Source organism: Amycolatopsis sp. NPDC004378 (assembly GCF_053602455.1).
Genome location: NZ_JBSGDR010000002.1, coordinates 415,834 through 431,778, shown reverse-complemented (window position 1 = coordinate 431,778; position 15,945 = coordinate 415,834). Strand labels below are relative to the sequence as shown.

12 protein-coding genes and 1 tRNA gene are annotated in these 15,945 nt (G+C 69.9%); 11 read left to right on the top strand and 2 right to left on the bottom strand.

The window, feature by feature from the left end; genetic code table 11:
• Positions 1-47: 47 nt before the first annotated feature.
• Positions 48-3,266, bottom strand: a complete 3,219-nt coding sequence (locus ACWEN0_RS09730) for a penicillin acylase family protein (RefSeq protein WP_451970957.1) — start codon at positions 3,264-3,266, stop codon at positions 48-50.
• A 140-nt stretch (positions 3,267-3,406) separates the two neighbouring features.
• Between ACWEN0_RS09730 and ACWEN0_RS09725 the strand changes: the two genes are divergently transcribed.
• The 4 genes from ACWEN0_RS09725 (at position 3,407) to ACWEN0_RS09710 (ending at position 6,065) form a co-directional block, all read left to right on the top strand.
• Entirely contained in the window at positions 3,407-3,781 is a 375-nt protein-coding gene (locus ACWEN0_RS09725; RefSeq protein WP_451970954.1) for an FKBP-type peptidyl-prolyl cis-trans isomerase, read from the top strand.
• A gap of 1 nt (position 3,782) precedes the next feature.
• On the top strand, positions 3,783-4,367 hold the full coding sequence (locus ACWEN0_RS09720) for a trypsin-like serine protease (RefSeq protein ID WP_451970951.1): 585 nt from the start codon (positions 3,783-3,785) through the stop codon (positions 4,365-4,367).
• Between the two features lie 89 nt (positions 4,368-4,456).
• Complete coding sequence (locus tag ACWEN0_RS09715) at positions 4,457-5,209, top strand: S1 family peptidase (protein ID WP_451970948.1); 753 nt, start codon at positions 4,457-4,459, stop codon at positions 5,207-5,209.
• 115 nt (positions 5,210-5,324) lie between these two features.
• Positions 5,325-6,065, top strand: a complete 741-nt coding sequence (locus ACWEN0_RS09710; RefSeq protein WP_451970946.1) for a S1 family peptidase — start codon at positions 5,325-5,327, stop codon at positions 6,063-6,065.
• A gap of 206 nt (positions 6,066-6,271) precedes the next feature.
• On the opposite strand, the gene ACWEN0_RS09705 is transcribed toward ACWEN0_RS09710, so the two are convergent.
• Positions 6,272-6,354 (bottom strand) — tRNA-Leu (locus tag ACWEN0_RS09705).
• A gap of 131 nt (positions 6,355-6,485) precedes the next feature.
• On the opposite strand from ACWEN0_RS09705, the gene ACWEN0_RS09700 reads away from it, so the two are divergent.
• The 7 genes from ACWEN0_RS09700 to pknB all read left to right on the top strand — a co-directional run bounded on the left by ACWEN0_RS09700 (position 6,486) and on the right by pknB (position 15,917).
• The gene (locus tag ACWEN0_RS09700; protein WP_451970944.1) at positions 6,486-7,730 is read left to right on the top strand and encodes a DUF3662 and FHA domain-containing protein; all 1,245 of its coding nucleotides are present in this window, start codon (positions 6,486-6,488) and stop codon (positions 7,728-7,730) included.
• A gap of 100 nt (positions 7,731-7,830) precedes the next feature.
• Complete coding sequence (locus tag ACWEN0_RS09695; RefSeq protein ID WP_003079002.1) at positions 7,831-8,292, top strand: FHA domain-containing protein FhaB/FipA; 462 nt, start codon at positions 7,831-7,833, stop codon at positions 8,290-8,292.
• Complete coding sequence (locus ACWEN0_RS09690) at positions 8,289-9,686, top strand: PP2C family protein-serine/threonine phosphatase (protein ID WP_451970941.1); 1,398 nt, start codon at positions 8,289-8,291, stop codon at positions 9,684-9,686. The genes ACWEN0_RS09695 and ACWEN0_RS09690 overlap by 4 nt, the downstream gene beginning before the upstream one ends.
• Positions 9,686-11,173, top strand: coding sequence for an FtsW/RodA/SpoVE family cell cycle protein (locus ACWEN0_RS09685; protein ID WP_451970939.1), 1,488 nt, complete (start codon positions 9,686-9,688; stop codon positions 11,171-11,173). The genes ACWEN0_RS09690 and ACWEN0_RS09685 overlap by 1 nt, the downstream gene beginning before the upstream one ends.
• Positions 11,170-12,639, top strand: a complete 1,470-nt coding sequence (locus ACWEN0_RS09680; protein ID WP_451970936.1) for a peptidoglycan D,D-transpeptidase FtsI family protein — start codon at positions 11,170-11,172, stop codon at positions 12,637-12,639. Before ACWEN0_RS09685 ends, ACWEN0_RS09680 begins: the two co-directional genes overlap by 4 nt.
• Positions 12,640-12,642: 3 nt before the next feature.
• A complete protein-coding gene (locus tag ACWEN0_RS09675; protein ID WP_451970933.1) occupies positions 12,643-13,953 on the top strand; it encodes a serine/threonine-protein kinase in 1,311 nt (436 codons plus the stop codon).
• Complete coding sequence (gene pknB / locus ACWEN0_RS09670) at positions 13,950-15,917, top strand: Stk1 family PASTA domain-containing Ser/Thr kinase (RefSeq protein ID WP_451970930.1); 1,968 nt, start codon at positions 13,950-13,952, stop codon at positions 15,915-15,917. The genes ACWEN0_RS09675 and pknB overlap by 4 nt, the downstream gene beginning before the upstream one ends.
• The last annotated feature ends 28 nt before the right edge of the window (positions 15,918-15,945 follow it).

The following is a 15,945-nucleotide window of genomic DNA, read 5'->3' as shown; positions in this document are numbered from 1 at the left end:
GGTGGGGTGGCCGGGCCGCCCGCGCGTCCACGGGCTGCCCGGCCTGCTCAGTGGGCGTACACCTCGAACTCGTACAGCGAGTAGCCGTACTTCGTGCCGCGCTGCACGCCTTGCATCTTCACTAACCTGGCCGGTGTCGGGGCGAACGAGAGGTTGTCCTGCCCGCCGTCGCCGTCGGTGACCACGGCCGCGTCCGTCCAGTGCACCGCGTCGGGCGAGGTCTGGATCTTGTAGCTCTTGCCGTACGCGGCTTCCCAGCTGAGCAGCACCCGCGAAACCTGCTGCACCGAACCGAGGTCGACGGTGATCGCCTGGTCGTCGCTCCAGTCGCTGGCCCAGCGGGTCGAGGCGTTGCCGTCGATCGCGTTCGACGCCGGGGAGTTGTAGAAGCCGGTCTCGGCGCTCGTGGCGCTGACCGTCTTCCCCGGCGCGAGGTTGGCGATGTTGTCGCCGCGGTGCGCGGTGTACTCGACGACCTGCTGGAACGTCGGGCGGTTCTGCCAGCTGATCTTGTCCTGCGTGATGCCGCCGAGGGCGGTGTGCACGATCGTGTCGGCGCACCACTGGTCCCCGGCCGAGCAGGACGCGTCACCGGGGTACACGGTGTTCGCGGCCTGGCCGGCGGCCGTGGTCAGCGAGTCGACGAGCGCCTGGCGGCACGTCGTGACGTTGCCGCCACCGCAGAACGTCTGGCCGAGCGGGCCCGCGACCGGCTGGCCGAGCACCTGCCGGATGTCCTTGCTGACGTAGCCCCACCAGCCGAACTGGAACGACGAACCCTTGTGGGGCTGGCCGGTGTGCTGGCCGTTGCCGTTCTGGAAGCCGGACGGGCTTTCGTTGATGCCCAGCACGCCGGTCATCGCGTTGTAGGCGTCGTCGCCCATGCCCGGCTTGAACTCGGCCTGGACGAGCAGCGGCCACCAGGCGTCGAAGATGCGGATCGCGTCGGCGTCGGCGTACGCCTTGCTGCCCGGTGACGTCTCCTTGCGCTGCTGGCCGTTCGCGAGCCACGTCTTGAGCTTCGCCTCGGCGTCGGCGGCGGCGCCGGTGGTCGGCGTCTTGTCGAGCACCTGAAGCAGCAGCGGCAGGACGCGCTCGGCGCGCAGGTCGGCGAGCGCGGCCGACTCCATGGCCTGGGTCAGGTTGACCCGGGTGACCTTGGTACCGCTGGAGATCAGCTGCTTGACGCGCGAGTCGAGCAGGTCGACGCGGTGCACGGCCGACTTGTCGGCACCGGCGGCCGCGTAGCCGTTGGCCTGCGCGTTGTTCCAGCTGACGTAGTAGTCCTGGTTGATCGACTGCGGGTGCTGCGACGCCGGCGTGTAGGTCGCGACGTTGCCCACCGGGTTCCAGCCGATCCAGTCGTGCCCCTGGTCGCCCCACACCGGCATGTTCGGGTCCACATCGGACTGACGAGACGGGTTGCTGCCGGAGTTGAAGTACGCGATGTCCTTCGAGTCGGCGTAGAACCAGTTGAACGTGTAGTTGATGTCGGCCGCGGCCTTCTGGAAGTCCGCCGCGGACTTGACGAAGCCCGGGTCGTTCAGCTCCTGGAAGCCGATCAGCGAGTCGACCTCGTGGAAGTAGGACGAGCGCAGCGCCGCGTACGCGACCGGCTTGCCGCCTACGGTCGCCCGGCTCTGCACCGGCCCGTACTTCGTCCGGTAGCTGCGCAGGGTGTACGAGCCCGCCGCGGTCCCGTCGGCCACCGTCGGCTTCCAGGCGTTCTTGACCTCGACGGTGTCCATCGGGATGCACTGGCCTTGCCAGGTGTAGTAGTTGGAGTCCTTCGTCGGCGCCTTGCCGCTCGGGTCGCACAGCTGCAGCGCGTAGGTGTCGATGATGTCCTGCGCCGACGTCGTCGCGCTCCACGAGTAGTCCTGGCCGCGGCCCAGCAGCGTGTACATGCTCAGGCCGGCGAAGGCCGCGCCGCGCGAGCTGATGCCCGGCCCCTGCAGCTCCTGCAACAGCAGCAGCTGCGGGGCGAAGTAGCCGGTCTGCGGGCCGAACACGGCGACCGGGTGGCCGCTGGCGGTCTTCGCGCCGGACACGAGCAGCGCGTTCGACATGCCGTGCTTCTCGCTCAGCATGTTGCCCGGCAGCACGCCGTTGTCGAACATCCCGCGGGCGGGCTCCTGGTCCTTCGGCGCCGGAACGTCCACAGTGGACGGCGTCGCGGTGGCCGCCGAGCCGGTCTGGTCGAACACGAGCTGCTGGCCGGTCACCGAGCCCTTGTCCGGCATCGCCTGGCCGACCGCGTTGGCCGGCGTCTTGCCGTACGGGAAGGTCTGGCCGTCGTGCAGCGTCTTGACGGCTTCGGGGTCGTCCTCCGAACGCAGGCTCTGCCACACCTTCTCGCCCTGCACGACGCCGTACTTCTCCTGCATGGCGAGCTTCGCGATGGCGTTCTGCACCTCGCCACCGCCGCCCGCGCCGAACTCGGCGCCGACCAGCGAGGCGAGCGCGACGAGGTCGGTCAGCTTGAACGGGTCGATCGTGCCGGCGTTGGTGATCGCGTCGACGTGCCCGGTGAGGACGTACTCGCCCGGGAAGTAGCGGCCGCTGTGCGAGTCGTTGATGTACTTGTTGATGCCGTCGACGTAGGCCTGCGCGTCGGCGAGCCCCTGCGCGCCGCGCGGGCCGCTGTTCGCGACGCGGTCGATCTGCTGCTGCAGCTCGGCCTCGGTGTACGGCGCGTTCGAGAAGAACTGCTGCTCCAGCTCGCGGTTGGCTTCGGCACCGCCGGCGAACGGGGTGACCTGGCCGCGGGCGGCGTGGCGCAGCACGTCCATCAGCCACAGCCGGTCCTGCGCCGCGGCGTACCCGGCGCCGAACTCGGTGCCGGACCGGGTGGTGCCGGTGATGTGCGGGACGCCGAGCGCCTTGTCCCGCACGATCGTCACGTCCGAACGCGGCTTCGTCGTGCTCGCGACCTGGTCGGCCGCGACGCCGAACGAGGAGTCGTTGAAGTACTGGCTGATCGTGCTCGTGGTGAGCGACTGGTAGCCGCCGGCCAGCGACGCGTACTTGCCGATCTGGTCGGCCGCGTGGTCGGGCCGGGTGCCGAGCACCTTGTGCGCCAGGATCTCGGCGAGGGTGGCACTGCCCTGTTCGCCGGGCGGCAGGATGTCGTTGCACTGCCCGCCGCAGTAGTCGTCGGGTGACGCGGCCGCCTGCGCGGCCGGAGCGGTGACGGCGACCTGGGTGAGGCCGGCCACGAGGGCCCCCACCGCCGTCAAGGTCAGGGCGCGGATGCCACGTCGCATGCCGGGCTCCCCTCAGTCCAGAAGAGTGACGAAGCGCACGCTACCCACCAGTAAGACAAGTGTGAAGACTTTTCGCGTTTTTCAGCCCTTGGACGTAGTCCGATCGGCGCAGCCTCGCGCGCGTGGGTACGGTGAGCGCCATGACCTTGGAAAAGCCCCAGATCGACCGCCCGGACGGACCGCCGCCGGCCGACCTCGAGATCACCGACATCACCGTCGGTGACGGCGCGGAGGCCACCGCCGGCAAGGCCGTCACCGTCCACTACGTCGGCGTCTCGCACTCGACCGGCGAAGAGTTCGACGCGTCGTGGAACCGCGGCGAGCCGCTGCGCTTCGGCCTCGGCGCCGGCCAGGTCATCTCCGGCTGGGACCAGGGCGTCGAGGGCATGAAGATCGGCGGCCGCCGCAAGCTCGTCATCCCGCCGCACCTCGCGTACGGCGAGCGCGGCGCGGGCGGCGTCATCAAGCCCGGCGAAACCCTGATCTTCGTCGTCGACCTGGTCGGTGTGAACTAGGTTGTCCGGCGGTGGCGGGCAGTCCGCCACCGCCGACCCGTGGATCATCACCGCCGGCCACTGCTTCCACGACGCGGCCCGCAACCCGGTGTCCGGCCCGGTGCCGTACGCGACGTCCGTGCTGCTGGGCACCACGACCGTGGACCGGCCGGGCGTCACCCGCAACGTCGTGACGGTGTACCAGTCGCCCACCAACGACATCACGATCGCGGAGCTCGACAAGCCGGTCCACGGCATCGAGCCGCTGTCGCTCAGCCGGAAGGCGCCCGTGGTCGGCCAGAAGGTCACGCTCGCCGGCTGGGGCAGCCTCACGTCCGTCGACCCGACACCGGGCACGAAGCTGCAGCAGGGCCGGATGACGGTCGCGACGGTCGACCCGCAGTACGTGGGCGTGAAGGGCTTCGCCCCGACGTCGACGACGAGCGCGTGCACCTACGACTCGGGCGCGCCGTACTTCGTCCCGTCGGGCAAGGGCGGCCGCATCGTCTCGGTCGAGAGCGACGGCCCGGACTGCCCCCACGACCAGGCCGAAACCACCGCGCGGGTGGACGTCGTCGCGGACTGGATCGCTGCACACTTGGGCTGAACGGCGTATTTTCCCGCGCCCCGGCGTCACTACCCTCGAAGGTGATCACCGGCCTTCGACCGCCGGTGCGTGACAAGGGGGATCCACCGATGCGCGCTCGCGCTGTGTTCTCTGCTGCCCTTTTGACGCTGGCCGCCGGCCTCGCCACGGCGGGGCCGGCTTCGGCCGTGGCCAACGGTTCCGACGTCCCGGCGGGCCAGTTCCAGTTCGCCGCGAAGCTGACCATGACGAACATCCCGAAGCCGGACGGCACCCACTACAACAGCGCCTGCTCCGGTGCCCTGATCGCCGCGAAGTGGATCATCACCGCGGGCCACTGCTTCCACGACGCCAACCGCAACCGCGTCTCCGGGCCGGTCCCGTACCCGACTTCGGTGCTGCTCGGCACCGTCAACCAGAGCACGCCGGGGGTGACGCGCAACGTCGTCACCGTGTACCAGGCCGCCGCCAACGACATCGCGATCGCGACCCTCGACTCCGACGTCCCCGGCATCACGCCGCTGACTGTCAACCGGGTCACGCCGTCGGTCGGGCAGCAGCTGACGCTCGCCGGCTGGGGCAGCCTGACGGCGACCAACCCGGCGCCGTCGACGAAGCTGCAGCAGGGCACGGTCAAGGTGGGCCAGGTCGCCGCCGCGACGCTCGGCGTCCAAGGCGTCGCCCCGACGTCGACGACGAGCGCGTGCGTGTACGACTCGGGCGCGCCCTACTTCGTCGTCGGCGGCTCCGGGGGCCAGCTCGTCTCGGTCGAGTCGTCCGGCCCGGACTGCCCCCACAACCAGCTCGAGACGACTTCGCGCGTGGACGTCGTCGCGGACTGGATCGCTTCGCACACCGGCTGACCTCCTTCCGGGCGTCACCCGGTGGCCCACCGGGTGACGCCCGGCCAGGGAATTCCCCGCGTGCGGCGGCGGCAATAGCCTCGAACGTCGATCACCGGTTCGACGAAGGGGAAGAATGCGCCTGCGCGCTCTGCTCGCCGCTGCTGTCCTGACCATCACCACCGCCCCCGGCGCCGCGGCCGCGCCGGGGATCGCCCACGGCACGGACGTACCACCCGGCCAGTTCGGTTTCGTCGCAAAACTGTCGATGACGAAGATCCCGCGCCCGGACGGTTCGACGTACAGCAGCTACTGCACGGGCGCCCTGATCGCGCCGGGCTGGCTCCTGACCACAGGGCACTGCTTCCACGACGCGAACCGCACCCGCGTCTCCGGCAAGACGCCCTACCCGACGACGGCGACCCTCGGCCTGGTGGACGAGGCCACCGAGTCGGGGGTGGCCCGCAAGATCACCGAAGTGGTCCAGGCCAAAGGGAGCGACGTCGCCCTGGCCAAGCTGGACACCCCGGTGACCACGGTGACGCCGCTCAAGGTGAACCGCACGACCCCCAAGGTGGGCACGCAGCTGACCATGGCGGGCTGGGGCAGCCTGACGGGCACGGACCCGAAGCCGGCCACGCGCATGCAGCAGGGCACGGTCGCGGTGGCCAAGGTGGACCCGACGACCCTGGGCGTCCGCGGCGCGGCCCCGGAGATCACGACGAGCGCGTGCACGTACGACTCGGGAGCGCCGTACTTCACGGGAACCGAACTGGTGGCGGTGGAGGCGACGGGCCCGGGCTGCCCCCACGCGGGCATCGAGACGACCAGCCGCGCGGACGTGCTGGCGGACTGGATCACCGGAACGACGGCTTGATACACCCGGAAGTCCGCCGTCAGCGAACACCACGCAGAGCCAAACGGGTGATATTCCCCACCAATCCAGAACCGCCAGACCCCCAGCCCAGCCACGCTGGAAGGTGAGACGAGGCACCGTGGGGGGTCCGGGGGCTCGGCCCCCGGGAGAAACAAGGAAAACGAGAAGAGGCCCGGTCGCGCTGGCGACCGGGCCTCTGAACAGCGTGGGCGAGGAGGGAGTTGAACCCTCACGTCCTTTCGGACACACGGACCTGAACCGTGCGCGTCTGCCATTCCGCCACTCGCCCGAGTGCTTCTCTCTGACAGCGAGGAGAAGACTAGCAGGTGGTTTGAACGGGTTTCACCGGGGGCCGTGTAGAGGCTCGCTCACCCGGATAGGATCGGGTGCGGAAGCACACGTGCAAGGAGGTTTTCCCCGGTGGGCCGCGCCGAGAGATTCGACAGGCGACTCGAGAACCTGGTGGGGAACACTTTCGCGCGCATGTTCGGTGGCAACGTCGTCACGCAGGAAGTGGCGATCGCGCTCGAGCGGGAGAGTGAGGAGAACGTTCGTGAGCTGGCAGGCGGTCGGCAGCTCGCCCCGAATCACTACATCGTGTCCTTGGGGACGGCTGACCACGAGCGCATGGCCGGTGACGAGCAACGCGTCACCCAGGTCCTGGCCAAGGCGGTGGCAGAACACCTCGCCGCGGAGGGCCTGGACACCTATGGTGACGTCGTCGTATCACTCGAGCGCAACGAGGCGCTGCATACTGGACAGTTCAAGACCCGTTCGTCCGTCGATCCCGACGCCCGCCCCTCAGGCGCCGGCACACCACGGTCGGCACGACCCAGCAACGCAGGAGACCCAGCAATGAGCCAGCCCCCCGGCTACGGCCAATACGACCAGGGTGACCCGTACGGCCAGCAGGGCCAGTACGGCTACGGACAGCAGGGTGGCCAGCAGCCCGGGTACGACCAGGGTTACGGCCAGCAGCAGGGTGGCTACGACCAGGGTGGGTACGCGCAGCAGCCCCAGGGCGGCGGCTACGACCAGGGCGGCTACCAGCAGGGTGGTTACGACCAGGGTGGGTACGCGCAGCAGCCTCAGGGCGGCGGCTACGACCAGGGTTACGGCCAGCCGCAGGGCGGCGGTTACGACCAGGGCGGCTACGCCCAGCCCCAAGGTGGCGGCTACGACCAGGGCGGCTACCAGCAGGGTGGTTACGACCAGGGCGGCTACGCCCAGCCCCAGGGCGGCGGCTACGACCAGTACGGCGGCCAGCAGCAGGGCGGCTACGACCAGTACGGCCAGCAGGGCGCGTACGGCCAGCCGGCCGGCGACCCGTACGGCCAGCAGGGTGGTGGCTACGGCCAGCCCGCGCCGGGCCGTCAGCTCGCGGCGAGCCTGCAGCTGGACGACGGATCGAACCGGACGTACTCGCTGAAGCAGGGCGGGAACGTCGTGGGCCGCGGCCAGGACGCCGACTTCCGCCTCCCGGACACCGGCGTCTCGCGCCGGCACCTGGAGATCACCTGGGACGGCCAGAGCGCGACGCTCGCCGACATCGGGTCGACCAACGGCACGACCGTGAACGGCACCCCGGTGCAGACCTGGCAGCTCGCGGACGGCGACGTCATCCGGGTGGGGCATTCCTCCCTCGTGTTCCGTACACAGGGCTGACTGGGGGCACGGAATACTGTTCCCGCAGAATTGACGTGCGGGGGGACCGCGGCGTACCCGCGTCGCGGCTGCACGGACGAGTCGGGAGCGGACACACCAAGTGCCAGAGCTGGTCGTACAACTCACCAGGGTGGGCTTCCTCGTGCTGCTCTGGCTCTTCGTGTTCGCCGCGCTCAGAGTCGTCCGCTCGGACCTCTACGCGGCGTCGGGTATGCGCGTCCAGGTGCCGACCTTCGGTCGGAAGAAGGAGAAGAAGCCCCGCAACAGCAAGTCGCCGCAGCAGCTGCTGGTGACCCACGGGGCGCTCGCCGGGACGCGCATCGCGCTGGACGGCCGGCCGATCCTGATCGGCCGGGCCGACGACTCCACGCTGGTGCTCGACGACGACTACGCGTCGACGCGGCACGCACGGATCGCCCAGCGCGGTGAGGACTGGTACGTGGAAGATCTGGGCTCGACGAACGGGACCTACCTCGACCGGGCTAAGGTCACTGCACCCCTCCGGGTCCCGCTCGGAGTCCCCATCCGGATCGGCAAGACGGTGATCGAGCTTCGCCCATGACTCTCGTCCTCCGCTACGCAGCCCGCAGCGACCGGGGCCTGGTGCGTTCGAGCAACCAGGACTCCGTGTACGCCGGCCCTCGCCTGCTCGCGCTCGCCGACGGTATGGGTGGCCACGCGGCGGGTGAGGTGGCCAGCAAGGTCGTCATCGCCTCGCTCGCCCCGCTCGACGACGACGAGCCCGGCGACGACTTGCTCGCCCAGCTGCGGGAGGCGGTGGCGAACGGCAACGCCGCGATCGCCGAGCTCGTCTCGCAGGACCCCGACCTGGACGGGATGGGCACCACGCTCACCGCCGTCCTGTTCGCGGGCAACCGGCTCGGGCTGGTGCACGTCGGCGACTCGCGCGCGTACCTGCTGCGCGGCGGCCAGTTCGCGCAGATCACGCGCGACGACAGCTTCGTCAACGAACTGCTCGAGCAGGGCCGCATCACGCCCGAAGAGGCGGCGGTGCACCCGCAGCGGTCGCTGCTGCTGAAGGCGCTGACCGGCCACGAGGTCGAGCCGAGCCTGACCGTGCGCGAAGCCCGCTCCGGCGACCGGTACCTGATCTGCTCGGACGGCCTGTCCGGCATGGTCAGCGACGAGACGCTGGCCGAGGCCGTGCAGATCCCGGACCCGCAGCAGTGCGCGGACCGGATGATCGAGCTGGCGCTCAAGGGCGGCGGCACGGACAACGTCACGGTGATCATCGCCGACGTGGTCGACGTCGACTTCGGCGAGGACGCGCCCATCGTGGGCGGCGCCGCCGGCGACGGCAGCGACGAGCGGCACCAGGGCGACTCGCCCGCGGCCCGGGCCCGGGCGCTGACCCAGCCCCCGCCGCAGCCGCGCCCGGAGCTGCCGCAGCCGTCCGTCGATCCCAAGGCCAAGCGCCGGAAGCGGTTCCGCTGGCTGGCGGGCGCGCTGGTCGTGCTCGTGGTGCTCGCCGCGGCCGCCATCGCCACCCGGTACTTCGTCCTGAGTCAGTACTATGTCGGCGAAGGTGCGGACCAGGAGGTCGTGATCTACCGCGGCGTCCCCGGCAGCATCCTCGGCATCGACCTGCACACCTACGAGCAGGGCTCGTGCCCGCCCAACCAGGTGTGCACGGACAAGCTGCGCGTCGACCAGCTCCAGGAAGACGCGCGGCTCGCGGTGCAGAACGGCGTCAAGAAGGACAGCCTCGACGACGCCCGGAAGTACATCGACGACTTCCTGCAGCTGCACAAGCGCCTGAACAACTGCGCGCCGGCGGGTGGCCAGCCGTCCCCGACGCCGACCCCCACGGTCAGTCCGACGCCCACGTCGTCGGCTCCGGCCGGTTCCACAGCTCCGTCGTCGGCGAACCAGCCAGCGGGGAGGGACTGCTCGACGCCGAGTTCGACGGCACCGACGACAGGAGGCGGTAACTGATGGGCCAGCCCGTCGCGCGCACCGCCGACTCGATCGCCGCGCAGTTCCAGACGAACCCGCCGCGCGAGGTCCCGACCCGCCGCAACACCGAACTGGTGCTGCTGGGGTTCGCGGCGTTCATCGTCACCGTCGCCCTGGTGCTGGTCGAGGCGAACCAGGAGCAGGAGCTCACCTGGTCGATCATCTGGCTCGGCCTCGCCTACCTCGCGATCTTCGCCGCGGCGCACCTGGCCGTGCGCAAGTGGGCGCCCTACGCGGATCCCGTGCTGCTCCCCTGCGTCGCGCTGCTGAACGGCATCGGGCTGGTGATGATCCACCGGATCGACCTGGCCCTGGCCGAACGCGCCGCGCAGAGCGGAAAGGACTACACGCCGGCCGTCACCGCGCAGGTCCTCTTCACGGTCATCTCGCTGGCGTTCTTCGTCGCCGTGCTGGTGTTCGTGAACGACCACCGCACGCTGACCCGCTACGGCTACACCGCGGGCCTGGTCGGGATCGTCGCGCTGGCGCTGCCGGCGATGCTGCCGTCGAGCCTGTCCGAGGTCAACGGCGCCAAGGTGTGGCTGAAGCTGCCGTTCTTCTCGATCCAGCCGGGCGAGTTCGCGAAGATCCTGCTGATGATCTTCTTCGCTTCGTTCCTGGTGTCGAAGCGCGACCTGTTCATGGTGGCGGGCAAGAAGTTCCTCGGCGTCGAGCTGCCCCGGGCGCGTGACCTGGGCCCGATCCTCATCGCCGCGGTCGCGTGCATCGGCATCCTGGTGTTCGAGAAGGACCTCGGCACGTCGCTGCTGTTCTTCAGCGTCATCCTGATGATGCTGTACGTGGCGACCGAGCGGATCATCTGGGTCGTCCTCGGCCTCAGCTTCTTCGTCGGCGGCTGCCTGCTCGCCTACAACCTCTTCACGCACGTCCAGCAGCGCGTCGCCAACTGGCTGGACCCGCTGGCCACCTACGACGACCCCGGCGGCGGCTACCAGATCGCGCAGGGCCTGTTCGGCCTCGGCACCGGCGGCATCGGCGGCACCGGCCTCGGCGCCGGGCGCCCGGACATGGTCCCGGAAGCCAACACGGACTTCATCACCGCGGCGATCGGCGAAGAGCTCGGCTTCATCGGCCTGGCCGCCGTCCTGATGCTGTACCTGCTGGTCGCCATGCGCGGCATGCGGAGCGCGCTCGCCGTGCGGGACACGTTCGGCAAGCTGCTCGGCGGCGGGCTGGCCTTCACCATGGTCATGCAGATCTTCGTCGTCGTCGGCGGGGTCACGAAACTCATCCCGGAGACCGGTATCACCGCCCCGTTCCTGTCCAAGGGTGGTTCGTCGCTGCTGGCGAACTACATCCTGGTCGCGCTGCTGCTCCGGATCTCCGACGCGGCCCGCAGGCCCGCAGCCCGGCCGAAGCCGCAGCCCCAGCAGCAGGCGCCGATCGCCGAAGCGCACACCGTGCTCGTCCAGCGCCCGCCGGCGGACGGGGGTGCCCAGGCATGAACACCCCGCTCCGCAAGGTCGGCATGGCGATGCTCGTGATGGTCGTCCTGCTGCTGGCGAACACCACCTACATCCAGGTGGTGAAGGCCGACGACTACCGCACCGACTCGCGCAACGCGCGCGTGCTCTACGACGAGTTCGCCCGCCGTCGCGGCCAGATCGTGTCGCAGGCCAACGGCGAGGTGCTGGCGAAGGTCGACCCGTCGAACGACAAGTACAAGTACACCCGGTCCTACGTCGACGGCCCGATGTACGCGCCGGTCACCGGCTACTACTCGATCAACTACGGATCGGGCGGTCTCGAGCGCGCCGAGGACGACGTGCTGAACGGCTCCGACCCGCGGCTGTTCGTGCGGCGGCTGTCGGACATGGTCACCGGCCGCGACCCCAGTGGCGGCAACGTCCGGCTGACCATCGACCCGGCCGTGCAGAAGGCCGCGTACGACCTGATGACGCAGCGGGGCTACACGGGCGCCGTCGTCGCGATGGAGCCGAGCACCGGCCGGATCCTGGCGATGGTCTCGACGCCGTCGTACGACCCGAACAAGCTGGCCTCGCACACGTCGAAGGCGCAGACGGACGCCTGGAACTCCTACGTCAAGGACCCGAAGAACCCGATGCTGAACCGGGCGATCTCGGAGACCTACCCACCGGGGTCGACGTTCAAGCTGGTCACCGCCGCGGCCGCGCTCGAGGACGGCAAGGGCCCGGACACCCCGATCAACTCGGCGCCGAACACGAAGCTGCCGAACACCAACGTCACGTTGGAGAACTACGCGGGCGAGGCCTGCCCCGGCACCACCTTCAAGGACGCGCTCGCGCACTCCTGCAACGTGCCGTTCGCGGAGTTCGCCGGCCAGCTCGGCGCGGACAAGATGAAGAAGACGGCCGCGAACTACGGCATCGGGCAGACCGACCTGGCCGTGCCGATGAAGGTCGCGCCCTCGACCGTCGGGCCGCTGGACTCGCAGGGCGCGCTCTACCAGAGCGGCATCGGCCAGCGCGACGTCCGGCTGACCCCGCTGCAGGACTGCCTGCTGGCGGCCACCGTGGCCAACGGCGGGATGGCGATGAAGCCCCAGCTGGTGCAGTCGGTGCTGGCGCCGGACCTCTCCACCATCGAGGACTACAGTCCCACCGAGCTCACCGGCACCCCGGCGCTGTCGTCGTCGAACGCCGCGATCCTCAAGGACATGATGATCGCTTCCGAAGGCTTCACCAAGGGCGGCGGCAAGCGCCCGGACATCCAGATCGCGTCGAAGACCGGCACCGCCGAGCACGGCACGGACTCCAAGAACACCGCACCGCACGCCTGGTACACCGCTTTCGCCCCGGCGAACGACCCGAAGATCGCGGTCGCGGTGATCGTCGAGGACGGCGGCAACCGCGGGCTGGCCGCCACCGGCGGCACGGTCGCGGCGGAGATCGGCCGCGCGGCGATCAACGCCAAGCTCGGGGGTGGATAGCGGATGCTGTCCTCGGGTCAGCTGCTGGCCGAGCGGTACAAGCTGACGAACCGGATCGCCGTCGGCGGGATGGGCGAGGTCTGGCAGGCCAGCGACACCCGGCTGGACCGGACCGTGGCCGTCAAGATCCTCAAGGCCGAGCTCTCCGGCGACGCCGAATTCCTGCACCGCTTCCGCACCGAAGCGCGGATGACGGCCTCCCTCAACCACCCCGGCATCGCCGCGGTGCACGACTACGGCGAGACCGTCTTCGACGGTGACCTGTCGATCGCGTACCTGGTGATGGAGCTCGTCGACGGCGACCCGCTGGCGGGCCTGCTGGCCAAGCACGGGCGGCTGTCGGCGGAGTTCACGCTCGACATGCTCGAGCAGGCGGGCAACGCGCTGCAGGCCGCGCACGAGCAGGGCCTGGTGCACCGCGACGTCAAGCCGGGCAACATCCTCGTGACGTCCGCCGGCCAGGTGAAGATCACCGACTTCGGCGTCGCGAAGGCGGCCGACGCGGCCCCGGTCACCCGGTCCGGCATGGTCATGGGCACGGCGCACTACATCGCGCCGGAGCAGGCGCTCGGGCACCCGGCCGAGCCGGCGTCCGACGTCTACTCGCTGGCCGTGTGCGGTTACGAGTGCCTCGCCGGGCACCGGCCGTTCCTGTCCGAGAACGCCGTGACGGTCGCGATGATGCACATCCGCGACATCGCGCCGCCGCTGCCGCCGGACGTCCCGCCCGCCGCGCGCGCGGTGATCGAGGCGACGCTGGTGAAGGACCCGCGGCAGCGCTACAACAGCGGCGGCGAGTTCGCGGCCGCCGTCGCCGCGGTCCGCGCGGGCATGCCGCTGCCGACGCCGTCCGGCCTGGTCAACGCGGCGTTCACCGGTCAGCAGCCGGTGGTGCAGCACCAGCCGGTGCAGCAGCCGGTCCCGCCGCAGCAGCAGCACATCCCGGTCGGCCCGCAGTCGCCGGCGGTGAACCCGATGGTCGCCATCGGCCCGCCGTCCCGGCCCGTGCTGCGTCCGGTCGCGGCGCAGGCACCGCGGAAGAAGTCGCAGTGGGGCTGGTGGGCGCTGCTCGCCGCCATCCTGCTCGTTGTCCTGGTGGCGGGCATCGTCCTGGTGGCCAAGATGATCGGCAGCTCGGGCTCGCCACCGCACTCGAGCCAGACGACGACCCAGGTGGTCCCGGGCAGACAGCCGCCCACCGAGGAGCCGCCCGCCTCGAGCGCCTATCCGGCGGACACTCCCGCAACGACCGACGATGGCCAGCAAGGCATCATGACCGCACCTTGGACGGAATGGAACGGCACCCAGAGATGAGCACACCCAGACTGCTCTCCAACCGGTACGAGCTGGGCGAGACGCTCGGCTACGGAGGCATGTCCGAGGTCCATCACGGCCACGACGTGCGCCTCGGCCGGGAAGTCGCGATCAAGATCCTCCGTGCCGACCTCGCCAGGGACCCGCAGTTCCAGGAGCGTTTCCGCCGCGAAGCGCAGAACGCCGCCGCCTTGAACCACCCGGCGATCGTCGCGGTCTACGACACGGGTGAGGCCAACACCGAGTTCGGCCCGCTGCCCTACATCGTCATGGAGTACGTCGAAGGCCGGACGCTCCGCGACATCGTCAAGACCGAAGGCCCGATGTCGCAGAAGCGGGCCATGGAGGTCATGGCCGACGTCTGCGCGGCCCTCGACTTCTCCCACCGCCACGGCATCGTGCACCGCGACGTCAAGCCGGCCAACGTGATGATCACGAAGAACGGCGCCGTCAAGGTGATGGACTTCGGCATCGCGCGCGCGATGCACGACGGCCAGTCGGCGATGACCCAGACGGCCGCGGTGATCGGCACGGCACAGTACCTGTCGCCGGAGCAGGCCCGCGGCGAGTCGGTCGACGCCCGTTCGGACGTCTACGCCGCCGGCTGCGTGCTCTACGAGCTGATCACGGGCGAGCCGCCGTTCACCGGCGACTCCCCGGTCGCGGTGGCGTACCAGCACGTCCGGGAAGACCCGAACCCGCCGTCGTCGGTGAACCCGGCGGTGGCCCCGGAGCTGGACGCGGTCGTGCTGAAGGCGCTGGCGAAGGGCCCGGCCAACCGCTACCAGTCGGCGGCGGAGATGCGCTCGGACCTGGTCCGCACGCTTTCGGGCCAGCGTCCGGCCGCGCCGATGGTGATGTCCGAAGACGAGCGCACGCAGGTCATGAACGCCGACCGGCGCCAGCCGCAGCGCTACGAGGAGTACGACACCCCGGACGACGAGGACCCGCGGGCCAAGCGCCGCCGCCGGACCTTGCTGGCCGCACTGGCGGCGTTGTTCGTGTTGGGCGCCGTGCTGCTGATCATGTGGCTTTCGGGCTCGTTCAAGAGCAACAGTGACACGGCGACCGTCGCGATCCCGGACGTGCTGCACCAGACGGTGCCGCAGGCCCGGGAGACGTTGACCAGCAAGGGGTTCAACAACTTCGACCAGAAGAGCGTCGTCTGCGGGGTGCAGCCGACCGACGGCAGCCCCCAGTGCTCCCAGGACGACATCAACAAGGTCATCAAGATCGACCCGGCGGTCGGCACCCAGGTGGCGACCAGCACGAAGATCGCGCTGTACGTCGGCGTCGCGCCGGGCAAGACCACCGTGCCGGACCTCAAGGGCCAGACGCGTGACGCGGCCCAGAAGGCCCTCACGGACGCCAAGCTGACCCTCGACCCGAACGTCCAGGAGACCGAGGTCGACGACCCGAACCAGGCCGGCCTGGTGCAGTCGCAGACGCCGACCGCGTCGTCACAGGTCGACGAGGGCACGAGCGTGAAGATCGTGATCGCGAAGTCCAAGGAGCTGAAGCAGGTCCAGGACTTCACGAACAAGCCGTACTCGCAGGCGAAGGCTTCGTTGGAAGGCCAGGGCTTCAAGACGAAGCGAGTAGACCAGTCCTCGGACACGGTGCCGAAGGACTCCGTCATCACCCAGAACCCGAACGGCGGTTCGGTCGCGGTGGGCTCGACGATCACGCTGACCGTGTCGACGGGGCCGGACCAGACCCAGACGCAGATCGAGATGCCGAAGCTGGTCGGCATGACGGTCGACGAGGCGCAGTCGAAGCTGGCGAGCATGGGCTGGAGCGGCACGCTGAACCAGCAGTCCGACAAGCTCAGCCGGGAGCCGCAAGGCACCATCACCAACCAGAGCCCGCGAGCGGGCACGCAGATCGACAAGAACCAGACCATCAACGTGGCGGTCTCGGACGGGTTGTTCCCGACGACGTCGAACGGCCCCGGTGGTCAGTAAGCGGTGACGACGAAGAGGGCCCGCACGG

Excerpts from the sequence above, each read along its gene's own strand:
- ACWEN0_RS09730 (WP_451970957.1), bottom strand. The coding sequence starts at position 3,266 with ATGCGACGTGGCATCCGCGCCCTGACCTTGACGGCGGTGGGGGCCCTC.
- ACWEN0_RS09685 (WP_451970939.1), top strand. The coding sequence starts at position 9,686 with ATGGGCCAGCCCGTCGCGCGCACCGCCGACTCGATCGCCGCGCAGTTC.
- ACWEN0_RS09675 (WP_451970933.1), top strand. The coding sequence starts at position 12,643 with ATGCTGTCCTCGGGTCAGCTGCTGGCCGAGCGGTACAAGCTGACGAAC.
- ACWEN0_RS09680 (WP_451970936.1), top strand. The coding sequence starts at position 11,170 with ATGAACACCCCGCTCCGCAAGGTCGGCATGGCGATGCTCGTGATGGTC.
- ACWEN0_RS09690 (WP_451970941.1), top strand. The coding sequence starts at position 8,289 with ATGACTCTCGTCCTCCGCTACGCAGCCCGCAGCGACCGGGGCCTGGTG.
- ACWEN0_RS09715 (WP_451970948.1), top strand. The coding sequence starts at position 4,457 with ATGCGCGCTCGCGCTGTGTTCTCTGCTGCCCTTTTGACGCTGGCCGCC.
- ACWEN0_RS09710 (WP_451970946.1), top strand. The coding sequence starts at position 5,325 with ATGCGCCTGCGCGCTCTGCTCGCCGCTGCTGTCCTGACCATCACCACC.
- ACWEN0_RS09725 (WP_451970954.1), top strand. The coding sequence starts at position 3,407 with ATGACCTTGGAAAAGCCCCAGATCGACCGCCCGGACGGACCGCCGCCG.
- pknB (WP_451970930.1), top strand. The coding sequence starts at position 13,950 with ATGAGCACACCCAGACTGCTCTCCAACCGGTACGAGCTGGGCGAGACG.